This is a genomic window from Glycomyces dulcitolivorans (assembly GCF_003265355.1).
GTDB lineage: Bacteria > Actinomycetota > Actinomycetes > Mycobacteriales > Micromonosporaceae > Glycomyces > Glycomyces dulcitolivorans.
This window is the reverse complement of the sequence record NZ_QFRW01000260.1, coordinates 1-13,259: the sequence shown is the minus strand read 5'-3', so window position 1 is coordinate 13,259 and position 13,259 is coordinate 1. Positions and strand designations below refer to the sequence as shown.

Genomic DNA, 13,259 nt, shown 5'->3' with positions numbered 1-13,259 from the left:
GTGGAGCGCGCGGCCGCGGCCGGCGCGGCCTACACGATCGCGCCGGGCCTGAACCCCGCGGTGCTGGCCGCCTCGCACGCGGCGGGCCTGCCGCACCTGCCGGGGGTGGCGACGGCGAGCGAGGTCGGGCTCGCCCGGGACCTGGGCTGCACGTGGGTGAAGATCTTCCCCGCGTCGTCGCTGGGCAGGGACTGGTTCAAGGCGATGGCCGGGCCGTTCCCCGAGGTGAAGTACGTGGCGACCGGCGGCGTCGGCCCCGACGAGGTCGAGGCCTACCGCAAGGCCGGCGCCTCGGTCATCGGCATGGGCTCGGCCCTGGCCGACCCGGCGAACATCGAGAAGCTCCTGGCCTGACCGCCGCGGGTCCCGGTGCTGTGTGACATGTGATGTACCACCGGTATCACGGGCCCCCCGCTGCAACCCTGCCTCAGGGGTACGACAAGACGCGCGCAACGCGATCGTTGCGCGCGTCCTCGGGTTCCGGGGACGGTGCGGCCGAAGCGGGCGAGGCCGGGGCCTGCCCCCGCCAGCGCGGGCGGGCTCGGTGGGAGCTCGCCGATCGCCCTTGCGCCGGTCTCGGTTAGAGCTTGCCGAGGAGGGAGACGACGGGGTAGCCGTCGAGGCGGTCGCGGCCGGAGAGGGCGGCGATCTCCAGGAGGGCGGCGCAGGCGGCGACGGTGCCGCCGAGGCCCTCGACCAGGCGCACGCCGGCGGCCATGGACTCGCCGGTGGCGATGACGTCGTCGACGAGGAGGACCCGGTCGCCGGCCTTGACGGCGTCGGAGTGGAGTTCCACGCGGACCTCGGCGTACTCGCCGCGGTAGGTCTCGACCGCGGCCCGGCGGGGCAGCTTCCCGGCCTTGCGGATCGGCAGGAGCGGCTTGCCGGTTCGGTCGGCGAGCGGCGCGGCCCACAGGAACCCGCGGGCGTCGAACGCGGCGATCGAGTCGTACGGGTACGCCTCCACCGCCTCCTGGAGGCGGTCGATCGAGGCGCGGAACGCGTCGGAGGCCGCCAGCAGCGGCGTGATGTCGCGGAATCCGACCCCCGGCTCGGGGAAGTCGGGCACGACGGGCACGTATTCGGTCAGGTCCACGACGGCAAGGGTAACCGGTCGCCAGCCCACGGGCGCCGCTCGTCACCGCCTCCGACGGTTGTCGTACCCCTGGGGCAGGGTTGCGACGGGGGGCCCGTGATACCGGTGGTACATCACATGTCACATGGCACCGTGGGTACGACGAAGCCCCCGGCCAGGGCCGGGGGCTCGGGAATCGACGAGACCCGCTAGGCCGCGACGAGCTGCTTCGCCTTGACCGCGGCGACGACCAGGTTCTGCTGCGACTGGACGTAGCAGACGTGGGTGGCGGCGAGGAAGACGAACAGGGTGGCGAGGCCGGTCGAGAAGGTGGGGGCGAGGCCGGCGGCCTCCTGCTCCTGGCGGATCGAGGCGCAGAACTTGAACCAGTTGACGATCGGCCAGATGAACAGGGTCAGGGCGCCGATGATGAGCGACCAGACCATGGGGGCCGGGTTGACGTTCTTCTCGCCGTTCGGGTTCACGGCCTTGACCTCGGCGGTGATCTTCGCGAACCACACGAGGTAGTAGATGCCGAAGGTGGGGAGGCTCAGGATCCAGACGGCGAACGGGCCGCGGGTCTTCAGCTCGGGCATGGGGGCACGACTCCTTGCGATAAGGGGAAACGGGGCACGGTCAAAACGCACGGCTGCGGGACGAATCCCGCAGCCGGTTGGGCTCGCTGACCGAAGTGCAGCTCACGTTAGCATGTTCGATTGTCGTGTATGGAGGAAGGCAGTCCTGTTTGTTCAGCCCTTTAGTCCGGTTTGGGCCACGCCTTGGACGAGGAAACGCTGCAAGAACAGGAAGACGAACACCAATGGGAGAATCGCCACCAATGCCGCGGTGAACAATTGCGAGAGGCTCACCGTCTGCGCGGTCAGGAACGTCGACAGCGCGACCTGCACGGTCCACGAGTCCGACGAGCGCCCGATCACCAGCGGCCACAGGAACGAGTTCCACGCCCCCACGAACGTGATCACCGCGATCGCCGCGAGGAAGCTCCCCGAGTTCGGGATCACGATGCGCCAGAACGCACCCCAGTAGGTCAGCCCGTCGACCCGCGCGGCCTCCTCCAGCTCCCGCGGGAACCCGAGGAAGTACTGGCGGCACAGGAACGCCGCGAAGCCGCTGAACAGGCCCGGGATGATCAGGCCCCGGTAGTCGGAGAGCCAGCCCAGGCTGGAGACCATCACGAAGCTCGGCACGAACGTGATCGCGCCGGGGATCATGAGCGTGGCCAGCACCACGTAGAACACCTTGTTCGCGTGCCGCCACGGGACGCGGGCGAGCCCGTATCCGGCGGTGGTGCACAGGAACAGCGTGCCGACCGTGGTCAGGACCGCCACGATCGCGGAGTTCAGGAGCGACCGCGCCATCGGCACGGCCGGGTCGTTGAACAGCCGCGACAGGTTGTCCCAGGCCGGATCCGGCGAGAACCACATCCAGCCGGGCGCGGTGATCTCCGCGTCCGTGGCGAACGCGTTGCGCAGGATCAGGTAGAACGGGATGAGGAACAGGACGGTGAGCACCGCGAGGACGATCAGGACCGCGGCGTTCGCGCCTTTGGTGCCGGCCCCCGGCCGGTAGCCGACCGGCTTGCGGCGCGCAGTGGTATGTGACATGTCGCTACTTCTCCTCCGCGTTGCCGAACCCGAGGAACCTGCCCTGGAGCACCGTCACGATCGCGATGATGAGCGCCAGGATCAGCGCCCCTGCGGAGCCGCGGCCCAGGTCCTGCTGGGTGCCGAGCGCGGTCGTGTACAGGTACATCAGCGGCGGCCGGGCGTACGCCTGGTTGCCGATGAGGTTGTAGAACTCGTCGAACGCCTGGTAGGCGGCGATGAGGATGAGCATCAGCACGGCCACGGACGTGGCCCGCAGCTGCGGCAGCGTGATGTGCCAGAACGTCTGCCGGCCCGGCTTCGCGCCGTCCACATAGGCGGCCTCGTACAGGTGCTCGGGGATCTGCTGGAGCGCGGCGATGAACAGGATCATGTAGAAGCCGCACTGGATCCACAGCCGCAGCGACACGATGACCAGCCAGTACCACGGCGGGCTCGGGTCGAACAGCCACGGGACGTCCTCGATGCCGAACAGGTCCAGGACCGAGTTCGCCATGCCGTAGCGCACCCCGTTGAAGATCGACATCTTCCACACCAGCGACGCGACCACATAGGAGCACGCGAACGGCAGGAAGAACACCGAGCGGAAGAACGCCCGCATCAGCCGCACCCGGTTGAGCAGCAGCGCCAGCGCGAGCGAGCACGCGAACGTCAGCGGGACGACGAAGGCCGCGAACACGGTGAACGTCGCCAGGCTGTCGATGAACGCGGCGTCCTGGAGCATCCGGACGTAGTTGCCGAAGCCCACGAAGTCCTCGGGCAGCGGCGCGACGGTGTTGCGCGCGTCGAAGAACGACAGGTAGGCGCTCCAGAACAGCGGGATGTAGGTGAAGACGAGCAGGCCGATGAGGAACGGCCCGGTGAAGTACCAGAAGGTGAGTGCGGTCCGCCAGCCGCCCTTGCGGCGGCGGGGCCGGGGAGTGCGTCCCCCGGCACCCGCCTCCGCGTCGGGTGCGGCGGTCTCGGTCGAGACGGCCACGGTGCCCCCGGTCAGCCGAAGATCGAGTCGAGCTCGGTCTGGATGGTCTGGGCGGCGGTGTCGAACTCGGCCGAGGGGTCGGCGCCTTCGAGGACGATGTGGGTCATCATGTCGTCGACGGCGGTCTCCATGGTGGGGGTCCAGTTGGGGTCGTCGCCCCAGCCGAAGTCCTGGGAGATCTGGACGGCGGTGGCGGCGGGGCCTTCGGCGAGGGCGTCGGCGTTGGCGGCCATGGACTTGCGCGGCGGGATGTGGAAGCCGTAGGAGAGGCACCAGTCCTGGATGTACTCCTCGTTGTCGATCCACAGCCATTTGGCGAAGGCCTTGGCCTCGTCGACGTGTTCGGACTTGGCGTTGACGAAGGTGGACCAGCCGCCGTTGTAGACGGTCTGGGTGCCGCCGCCGAAGCCGGGGAAGGGCATGACGGCGATGTCGTCGCCGTAGGTGTCGATGATCTGGGGGAGGGCCCAGAGGCCGCACCACTGGATGGCGCACAGGCCCTGGATGATCGAGGACGGGTCCCAGGCCTCGGTGGGGGCGCCGATGAGGAGCGAGTTCGATTCGTGGAGGGCTTTGACCTGAAGCGCGCCGGCGATGACGGTGTCCTTGTCGAAGCCGATCTGGAAGTCGTCGGTGAGGAGGGTCTGGCCGGCGGAGTAGACGATGGGCTGGAAGAGCTTGGTGGCGGAGTCGTCGTTGCCGAGGAAGAGGCCCTTGACGTCGGAGGTGGTGAGCTCGGCTGCGGCGGCGGCGAGTTCGTCGAACGTGGTGGGTTCGGTGATGCCGGCGTCGCTGAAGAGGGAGGGGCGGTAGTAGAGGAACTGGGGGTCGTCGATCATCTGGATGCCGTAGATCTTGCCGTCGATCGAGTTGCGTTTGACGTCGATGTCGGTGAAGTCGTCGAGGACGCCTTCGAACAGGTCGTCGAGGGGGACGATCTGGCCGGAGTCGACCATGGAGCGGTTGAGGTGGCTCTCGAAGACGTCGGGGTAGTCGCCGGGGTTCTCGGCGAGGAGTCCGGAGGAGAGGGTGGTGTCGTACTCGCCGGGGATCCAGTTGATGGTGACGGTGGCGTCCTCGTATGCGGCGGCGTACCTCTCGGCGGCCTCCTTGGTGCCGGCCTCGCCGTACTGGTGGTACCACTGGTAGAGGTTGACGCCGTCGCTGGAGCCGCGGCCGGTGTTGGAGCCGCACGCGCCGAGGGCGCCGGCGCCTGCGGCGAGTCCGCCGAGCGCGAGCATGCGGCGGCGGTTGAACGCCAGGGCGGCAAGCGCCTGCCTGGACGGGCGGTCAGGGTTGAAGGCGACCATTTCTAGCTCCTCGCTGCGTTGAGAGGTCGGAAGGGCTCCCGCGCGAGGCCGGGTCATGGTCGACGCCGCAGCGGAGAATCGACATGCGCCGATTCGCCTCCAGTGTTGCGAGCGTCTCTCACTTTGTCAATGGGTTGAAGTAAGGCTCGGGGTAACGATTTGCTCGCGGTTCCCTTGGGGGCACTCGCTTCTCGGGACGGGTGTTCTCGCAGCGTGCAGCCTTGGAAGCGCCCTCGCGGCGGTGACGCGCGGGGCGCTTGCGGTCGCGGCGCGGCCGTCGGGGCCGCGCCGCCTCGTATTCGAATGAGGCGCTGCTTCGGATGGGGCGCTGCGGGTCCGGTCAGCGGCGGCTGCGGGACCCGACCGTGTTCAGGCGGTTGAGGTGGCCTTCGAGGGCGAGGGCGGCGGCGCCAAGTGCGACCATGTTGCGCTCCTGGGTGTTCCGTTTCAGGCGGGCGGCCTTGAGCGGGGCCTCCATGGCGTGGTCGGCAAGGCGCCGTTCGAATTCGGGGATGAGGGCGTCGCCGAGGGCGGCGGTGACCCAGCCGTCGAAGACGACCAGGTCGGGGTTGACCAGGTTGAGCAGGTTGGCGACGCCGGCGGCGAGGGACTCGGCGACGGTCTCCACGGTGCGCACCGCCGAGGCCTCGCCGGCCTCCCAGGCGGCGGCGAGCGCGGCCATGGCCTCGGTCTGGGACCCGGCGGCGGCGCGGCCGTCGAGCTGGGCCCACTGCCACAGGATCGCGGGCGCGCCGACGTAGGCCTCGATGCATCCCTTTGCGCCGCAGCGGCATTGCGGCCCGGCGGGGTTGATGGTGGTGTGGCCCCACTCCCCCGCGGAGTTGGTGGCGCCGCGGTAGAGCTGGCCGCCGAAGGCGAGTCCGGCGCCGACGCCGGTGCCGAGGATGAGGACGGCGAGGCGGTCGACGCCGCGGCCGTCGCCGAACCACAGCTCGCCGACGGTGATGGTCTTGAGCGGGTTGTCGAGGTAGACGGGGACGTCGAGGCGCAGGCGCTCGGTGAGGAGCTGGCGGAAGGGGACGTCGTGCCAGTTCCAGTTGGGGGCGAACCCGGAGACGCCCCAGGTGACGTCGACCTGGCCGGGGAGGCTGACGCCGACGCCGAGGATGGCGCGGTCGCCCAGGCGCCCGCGGACCTGGTCCATGGCGCTGGCGATGTGGCCGATGACCTGGTCGGGGCTGTTCTCGCTGGCCTCCATGCGCTCTTCGGCCCGGTCCACCACGGTGAGCGCGAGGTCGTAGACTTCCAGCTGCACGTACGTCTCGGCGACGTCGACGCCGATCATGACGCCGCCGCCCGCGTTCGGCGCCAGCAGCGCGCGGGGCCGCCCGCCGCCGGAGTCCTCGCGTCCCACCTCGACGACGACGCCGAGTTCGATCAGGTCGGTGACCAGGTTCGACACCGTCGCCACGGAGAGGTCGGTCTCGCGGGCGAGGATCTGGCGGGAGGTCGGCGCATCGGCGATGAGGTGCCGCAGGACCGCGAAGCAGTTGCGCAGGCGGATGTCGCGCGAGGTGGACTTCATGGCTGAATGCTACGGCGGGCAGGCCACTTTGTAAATGGGTTAGTTGAAGTGGTGGTCACTGGTTCGCGCAGCGACGGCCGTGAATGTCACTTCGCCCCGGTATGCTCTGGTGCGGTTTCGGCAGCGAGTACGAGGGGTGGACGGCATGGAGAAGCGTGTTCTGGGCAGGACCGGTGCGAGCGTCGGCGTCGTGGGGTTCGGCGCCTGGCAGATCGGCGCGGACTGGAGCGAGGTCAGCGAAGCGGACGCGACGGCGGCCCTGGAGGCCGCGGCCGGCGCGGGCGTCGGTTTCTACGACACCGCCGACGTCTACGGCGACGGCCGCTCCGAGCGCATCGTCGGCGCCTTCCGCAAGGCGCACCCGGGCGTGTTCGTCGCGACCAAGATGGGCCGGCGCGCCGAGCAGCTCCACGGCAACTACAGCGAGGCGAACTTCCTTGCCTGGAACGACGACTCGCGCTCGCGCCTGGACATGACCCCGCTCGACCTCGTCCAGCTCCACTGCCCGCCGACGAGCGTCTACGGCGACGACGCCGTCTTCGACGTACTCGACTCGATGGTCGCGGACGGGCGCATCGCCCACTACGGCGTCAGCGTCGAGACCTGCGAGGAGGCCCTGGCCGCGATCGCCCGGCCCGGCGTCGCCTCGGTCCAGATCATCCTGAACCCGTTCCGCCAGAAGCCCCTCGAACGCGTCCTCCCGGCCGCCGCCGACGCCGGCGTGGGCATCATCGCCCGCGTCCCCCTCGCCTCCGGGCTCCTGTCGGGCAAGTACACGGCCCAGACCGAGTTCGCCCCCGACGACCACCGCAACTACAACCGCCAGGGCGACGCCTTCGACGTCGGCGAGACCTTCGCTGGCGTCGACTTCGCCACCGGCCTCGAAGCGGTCGAGCGCCTCCGCCCCCTCGTCCCCGACGGCATGACCATGGCCCAGTTCGCCCTCCGCTGGATCCTCGACCAGCCCGCCGTCACCGTCGTCATCCCCGGAGCCCGAAACGCCGCCCAGGCCCAGGCCAACGCCGCCGCCGCGGACTTCTCCCCCCTGGACGCCGACCTCCACGCCGAAGTCCGGAAGATCTACGACGACCTCATCCGCCCCCAGGTCCACCACCGCTGGTGACCCCGGAGCCGAGGGTGTCGGGAATGTAGTCGCGTTGCTACGATCCTGATCTGACCGCGATGAGAGGGGCGCTGTTATGGGCGAGGCCGATCCTGTACTGCCCGACTGGGCCTGGGCCATTCTCGACCAGGTCATCGTCACCGACCAGGACGGGTTCTCCGAGACCCACACGCTCGCGATCGCCGACTCCCGCGATCCCGCCGGGGGCGACTACCTCACGCCGCCGGAGCAGCTCCTCCACATCCAGGGCATGCCCGTCACCGGTGCCGTGCTGCGCGACTGGGGCTGGGACCAGCTCGGGCCGCTCACCGACGTCGACACCGAGGTGCTGGAGGCGGTCGAGACGACGATCTTCGGGCTGATCCCGCCCTACCGGGGCGCGTTCCGCGTCCGCCGCACCGGGACCGGCACCCCCGCGGGCACGGTCGAGCCGGTCCCCTACGGCCCGGAGCTGGCCGCCGCGTTCAGCACCGGCCCCGGCGACGAGGCCGACCATCCTGAGGCCGAGGCCGCGCGGTGGGACATCGCCGCGGCACTGCTGGCGTTGCAGGAGACCGGGTTCGACGGCCAGGGCGAATGCGAGGACGCCCACCGCCGCCTCGTGGCGGGAGAGGACCTCACCGCCGACGACCTCGCGCGCAGCCACGCGTTCCTCGCCCGGCGCTCGCTCGACGAGTTCACGGCCTGGTTCACCGAGCAGGTCCGCGCCCACGGCCTCCCCCGCGCCGGCATCGACCCGGTCGAGGTGTGCTTCCTCGCCACCGCCCAGGCCGCCGCCTGCCCCGACCAGGCCTTCCGGCGCGAATGCCTCACCCGCGCAAAGGAACGCGCCGCCACCGGCGACATCGACCCCGAATACCTGGCACTGATCGAGTCCTCCGCGCACTCCTGGTGACCACCGGGTAGGAGGGCCGCCGTACGGCGACTTGCCGCTCCACCGCTCCCCCGGCCGGCTGAGCCCGGGGGCTTCCGCCTGCGCCGGTATCCGGACGACTACCAGGCGACTTGTGAGGTTGGCCTAAAAAGGTTTAGCATCGCCTTACCAGCCCTCGCCCCTTAGGAGCCCCATGTTCGCCACCTTCCTCGTCGGTCTGCGCGAAGGCCTTGAGGCCGCGCTGATCGTGAGCATCCTCGTGGCGTACCTGGTGAAGTCCGACCAGCGGCGGTACCTGCCGCACGTGTGGATCGGCGCGGCTGCGGCCGTGCTCGTCTCGGTCGGTGCGGGGGCCGCGCTCAACTACGGCAGCGCCTACCTGTCCCTGGCCGGGCAGGAGCGGTTCGAGGCGGTCACCTCGCTGCTGGCGGTCGCGTTCGTGACGTGGATGATCTTCTGGATGCGCGTGGCCGCCAAGAAGATGGGCGGCGACCTGCGCGAGCGGCTGTCCGGTGCGATCGCCATCGGCCCGATCGCGGTCACGGCCATCGCGTTCCTCGCCGTCATCCGCGAGGGCCTGGAGACCGCGCTCATCCTCTACGCGATGATCGACTTCGCCGAGAGCCCCGCCGCCTCGCTCGGCGCCGCCGCCGGGGGCATCGCCGCGGCCGTCGCCGTCGGGGCCGGCCTGTACTACGGGGCCCTGCGCGTTAACCTCACCAGGTTCTTCACCTGGACCGGCGTCCTGCTCGTCCTCGTGGCCGCCGGCATGTTCAAGTACGCCGTCCACGACTTCCAGGAGGCTGGCGACCTGCCCGGCCTGAACGCGATCGCCTTCGACGTCTCGCACGTCCTCGTCCCCGGCACCTGGTACGGCGAGCTGCTCGCCGGGATGTTCAACCTCACCCCCGCCCCGTCCGTGCTCGAATGCGTCGCCTGGGCGGCCTACGCCGTCCCGGTCCTCGTCCTGTTCCTGCTGCCCCGCAGGCAGTCCCGCCCGGAGCCGAAGCCCCGGCCCGAACCGGCCCCCGCCGAATCCAATTAGGAGAACCATGCGCCACCTCGCCCCCGCCGCCGCGGCGGCAGCCGCGCTCGCCATGCTCGCGGCCTGCTCGGAGAAGCCCGCCGACTCGGCCGACGGCGCGATCGACGTCCTCGCCACCGACGACTCCTGCGAGGTCGCCGCGGCCGAGGCCGACGCCGGGACCGTCACGTTCACGATCAAGAACGAGGGCTCCAAGGTCACCGAGTTCTACGTGTACGCCGAGGGCAACCGCGTCATGGGCGAGGTCGAGAACATCACCCCCGGCCTGACGCGCGAGCTCATCGTCGAACTGCCCGCCGACTCCTACGAGACCGCGTGCAAGCCGGGCATGATCGGCGACGGCATCCGCGCCGACTTCACCGTCACCGGCGAATCCGAGAGCCTCAGCGACGACGAGGCCCTCCAGGAGGCCGTCGACTCCTACCAGCGGTACGTCGAGTCCCAGTCCGCCGGACTGGTCGAGCAGACGCAGCTGTTCGCCGACGCCGTCAAGGCCGGCGACATCCAGGGCGCCAAGGCGCTGTTCCCGGTCGCGCGCACCTACTGGGAGCGCATCGAGCCGGTCGCCGAGATCTTCGGCGACCTCGACCCGAGGATCGACGCCCGCGAGGACGACTACCCCGAGGGCCCCGCGGACCCGGCCTTCACCGGGTTCCACAAGCTCGAATACGACCTGTGGATCACCGGCGACGTCTCCGCCTCCGGCCCGATCGCCGACCAGCTCGTCGCCGACGTGGCCGAGATCGTCGAGCTCGCCGCGGCCGAGGAGCTGTCCCCGCTCCAGCTCGCCAACGGCGCCAAGGCCCTCCTCGACGAGATCGCCTCCTTCAAGATCACCGGCGAGGAGGACCGCTACTCCCACACCGACCTGTGGGACTTCGCCGCCAACCTCGAAGGCTCCGAGGCCGCCATCGCCTCGATGCGCCCGGTCCTCGACGAGCGCGACCCCGACCTCGTCGCCGCCCTCGACGAGGAGTTCGCGAACGCCTGGGCCGCACTGGAGCAGCACCGCGACGGCGACGGCTGGCGGTTCCACGACGAGCTGGCCCCCGAGGAGCTACAAGCGCTCTCCGACGCCGTCAACGCGCTCGGCGAGCAGGTCAGCAAGGTCGCCGCGGTCGTCGCCGAGTAGCGGCCCGGCCCCGAAGAAGGAGGAGACAGGTGAAGCGACGCCACGCCATCGGACTGGGCACCGCCGGCCTCGCCGCCGCCGGAGCCGGCTACGCGGCCGGAAGGTTCTGGCCCGAAGCGGCCGCCACGGCCGCGCAGGACCCCGCCGCCACGGCGGTCGAGTTCTACGGCGCCCACCAGGCCGGCATCCTCACCCCGGCCCAGGACCGGCTCCACTTCGCGGCCTTCGACGTCATCACCGCCGACCGCGACGAGCTCGTCGCGATGCTCCAGGCGTGGACGGTCGCCGCCGCGCGCATGTGCGGCGGCGACTACGCCGGCCCCGGCGGCGCGGCCGGGGGCGACTACTACGCCCCGCCCGACGACACCGGCGAGGCCCAGGGGCTCCCGCCTTCGGGGCTGACCCTCACCGTCGGCTTCGGACCCACCCTGTTCACCGACGCCGACGGCACCGACCGGTTCGCCATCGCCGACCGCAGACCCGATGCGCTGCAAGAGCTCCCGCCCTTCGCCCTCGACAACCTCGATCCCGCCCGCTCCGGCGGCGACCTGTGCGTCCAGGCGTGCGCCAACGACCCCCAGGTCGCCGTCCACGCCGTCCGCAACCTCGCCAGGATCGGCTTCGGCACCGTCGCGATGCGCTGGTCCCAGCTCGGCTTCGGCCGCACCTCGTCGACCTCCACCGCCCAGGCCACTCCCCGCAACCTCATGGGCTTCAAGGACGGCACCGCGAACCTCAAGGCCGAGGACGAGGACCTGCTGGAGGCGCACCTGTGGGCCGACGAGGGCTGGATGGCCGGAGGCTCCTACCTGGTCACCCGCCGCATCCGCATGAGGATCGAGATCTGGGACCGGACCAACCTGGCCGAGCAGGAGCAGATCTTCGGCCGCGACAAGTCCGAGGGCGCCCCGCTCGGCGCCACAAGCGAATTCGACGAACCCGACTTCGAGGCCGAGAGCGAGGGGCAGCCGGTCATCGCCGCCGACGCCCACATCCGACTCGCCCACCCGACCACCAACGGCGACGCCCGGATCCTGCGCCGGGGGTACTCCTTCGTCGACGGCAGCGACGAACTCGGCCGCCTCGACGCGGGCCTGTTCTTCATCGCCTACCAGCGCGACCCCGAGACCGGCTTCATCCCCGTGCAGCGCAGCCTCTCCGAGAACGACCCGCTCAACGAGTACATCGAGCACACCTCGTCGGCGATCTTCGCCTGCCCGCCGGGGGTGCAGGACGAGGACGACTGGTGGGGGCGCGCCCTCTTCACGTGACCGGCGCCCGGGTCAGGGGCGGGCGAGGTCGCGGACTTCGGGGCGGGCCTTGAAGCCGGCCGACTCGTAGGCGGCGACCGCGCCGGGATTGTCGGACGGGGTGCAGACGAGGGCGCTGGAGGCGCCGAGGTCGCGGAGGGCGGCGGCCGCGGCGAGGGTGATCGCCCTGCCGTGGCCGAGGCGGCGGTGGTCGCGGTGGACGCCCATCGGTTCGAGGAGGCCGGGCCTGCCGGGGCCGGCGGACCAGACCGTGACGGCGGCGACCGCAGTGCCGTTGCCGTCGTAGGCGATCAGGCAGCGGGCGTCGGCGTAGGCGGGGCCGGAGGCCATCGCGTGCCAGCGCTCGTCGGTGAAGGTGGACTTCTCGAATGCCGCGCGGTGGACCGCGGTCCGCTCCGATACCAGGTCGGGGCCGGCCGTCTCGATGCGCAGGCCCGGGTCTTCGACGGGGTCGGTGAGGTCGCGGCGCAGCGGCGTCCAGGGTTCGTCGGTGATCCAGCCGTGTCCGGGCAGGACGTCTTGGAGGACGAAGTCGGCCGGGGCCTCGACGTTCACCTTGCCCGCGGGCAGGACGCCGCGGGCGGGGTCGGTGATGTCGTCGGCCATGCGCGCCGCGAGGTCGCGGTCGCGGCGTACCTCGGGTGCGGTGGTGAGGCGGAGCAGGTCGGGGCCGTCGAGGAGGCCGACGGCGAGGGTGCGGCCGTCGCGGGTCCAGGTGCGGACCGAGGCGGCGGCCTCGTCGGCGCCGAAGCGCTGGTACCAGCCGAGGTCGCCGGGGTGGAGCTGCATGGGGGCGCCTTCGTGCTGCCAGTCGCGGAGGACGGCGAGGACGTCGGCCAGTTCGTGCGGCTGCGGGCGGCCCGGTGCGATCGTCATAGGGGCGATCTCACCGCAGGGCGGGCGGGTGGCGCAACTGGTTTCAGGAGGTGGTCCTCCGGCGGGCGTCGGCGTGGAGGGCCGCGAGGCGCGCGGTGGCCTCGTGGCGGTCGGCGCCGGTGAGGTCGAGGTCGACCAGGTCGGCGGTGATCAGATCGGACATTGCCGTGCTCCTTCTCATGCTCAGCGCAGGACCCGGGCGAGGTCCGGGGTCGCGGTGACCTCGACGGCGTCGAGGTCGATGTCGGTGGGGGCGGGCATGATGGATCCGGGCAGGGCGACGGCGGCGGTCCCCCAGGCGACGGCGGCGGCGAGCGCGCGGGGTCCGGCGCCTCCGGCGGCGAGGAAGCCCGCGAGGGAGGCGTCGCCGGCGCCGACGGTGCTGGCGACGGGCCCGGCGAGG

The 13,259-nt window shown here is 71.0% G+C and carries 13 protein-coding genes and 1 pseudogene; 6 read left to right on the top strand and 8 right to left on the bottom strand.

Annotated elements, in window-relative coordinates:
* Positions 1 to 354: bifunctional 4-hydroxy-2-oxoglutarate aldolase/2-dehydro-3-deoxy-phosphogluconate aldolase (locus tag DI269_RS17300; RefSeq protein WP_198667509.1), on the top strand; the 354-nt coding region annotated here is incomplete at its 5' end.
* Positions 355 to 580: 226 nt separating this feature from the next.
* Here the strand turns inward: DI269_RS17300 and DI269_RS17295 are convergent.
* The 6 genes from DI269_RS17295 to DI269_RS17270 form a co-directional block, all read right to left on the bottom strand.
* Positions 581 to 1,096 carry an adenine phosphoribosyltransferase gene (locus DI269_RS17295; RefSeq protein WP_112138092.1) on the bottom strand — a complete coding sequence of 172 codons (516 nt, stop codon included), beginning with the start codon at positions 1,094 to 1,096 and terminating at the stop codon, positions 581 to 583.
* A gap of 188 nt (positions 1,097 to 1,284) precedes the next feature.
* Complete coding sequence (locus tag DI269_RS17290) at positions 1,285 to 1,671, bottom strand: DUF4234 domain-containing protein (RefSeq protein WP_112138090.1); 387 nt, start codon at positions 1,669 to 1,671, stop codon at positions 1,285 to 1,287.
* A gap of 153 nt (positions 1,672 to 1,824) precedes the next feature.
* The gene (locus DI269_RS17285; RefSeq protein ID WP_112138087.1) at positions 1,825 to 2,700 is read right to left on the bottom strand and encodes a carbohydrate ABC transporter permease; all 876 of its coding nucleotides are present in this window, start codon (positions 2,698 to 2,700) and stop codon (positions 1,825 to 1,827) included.
* Positions 2,701 to 2,704: 4 nt separating this feature from the next.
* Positions 2,705 to 3,679: a carbohydrate ABC transporter permease gene (locus tag DI269_RS17280; protein ID WP_112138084.1), complete on the bottom strand. Its 975-nt coding sequence runs from the start codon at positions 3,677 to 3,679 to the stop codon at positions 2,705 to 2,707.
* A gap of 11 nt (positions 3,680 to 3,690) precedes the next feature.
* Entirely contained in the window at positions 3,691 to 4,989 is a 1,299-nt protein-coding gene (locus DI269_RS28310) for an ABC transporter substrate-binding protein (protein WP_112138081.1), read from the bottom strand.
* A gap of 340 nt (positions 4,990 to 5,329) precedes the next feature.
* On the bottom strand, positions 5,330 to 6,535 hold the full coding sequence (locus tag DI269_RS17270; RefSeq protein ID WP_112138078.1) for an ROK family transcriptional regulator: 1,206 nt from the start codon (positions 6,533 to 6,535) through the stop codon (positions 5,330 to 5,332).
* Positions 6,536 to 6,680: 145 nt separating this feature from the next.
* Between DI269_RS17270 and DI269_RS17265 the strand changes: the two genes are divergently transcribed.
* The 5 genes from DI269_RS17265 (at position 6,681) to efeB (ending at position 11,980) form a co-directional block, all read left to right on the top strand.
* Positions 6,681 to 7,658: an aldo/keto reductase gene (locus DI269_RS17265; protein WP_112138075.1), complete on the top strand. Its 978-nt coding sequence runs from the start codon at positions 6,681 to 6,683 to the stop codon at positions 7,656 to 7,658.
* Between the two features lie 76 nt (positions 7,659 to 7,734).
* Positions 7,735 to 8,553, top strand: coding sequence for a hypothetical protein (locus tag DI269_RS17260; RefSeq protein ID WP_112138072.1), 819 nt, complete (start codon positions 7,735 to 7,737; stop codon positions 8,551 to 8,553).
* Positions 8,554 to 8,725: 172 nt separating this feature from the next.
* Positions 8,726 to 9,577 (top strand): iron uptake transporter permease EfeU, encoded by an 852-nt coding sequence (efeU, locus tag DI269_RS17255; RefSeq protein WP_112138069.1) that lies wholly within the window; start codon positions 8,726 to 8,728, stop codon positions 9,575 to 9,577.
* Positions 9,578 to 9,584: 7 nt separating this feature from the next.
* Complete coding sequence (gene efeO, locus DI269_RS17250) at positions 9,585 to 10,709, top strand: iron uptake system protein EfeO (protein ID WP_112138066.1); 1,125 nt, start codon at positions 9,585 to 9,587, stop codon at positions 10,707 to 10,709.
* Positions 10,710 to 10,738: 29 nt separating this feature from the next.
* The gene (efeB, locus tag DI269_RS17245) at positions 10,739 to 11,980 is read left to right on the top strand and encodes an iron uptake transporter deferrochelatase/peroxidase subunit (protein ID WP_112138063.1); all 1,242 of its coding nucleotides are present in this window, start codon (positions 10,739 to 10,741) and stop codon (positions 11,978 to 11,980) included.
* A 12-nt stretch (positions 11,981 to 11,992) separates the two neighbouring features.
* Here the strand turns inward: efeB and DI269_RS17240 are convergent, their stop codons facing one another.
* Complete coding sequence (locus DI269_RS17240) at positions 11,993 to 12,856, bottom strand: GNAT family N-acetyltransferase (protein WP_112138061.1); 864 nt, start codon at positions 12,854 to 12,856, stop codon at positions 11,993 to 11,995.
* Positions 12,857 to 13,039: 183 nt separating this feature from the next.
* Positions 13,040 to 13,259 (bottom strand): annotated as a pseudogene (locus DI269_RS17235) (1-phosphofructokinase); the annotation flags it as partial.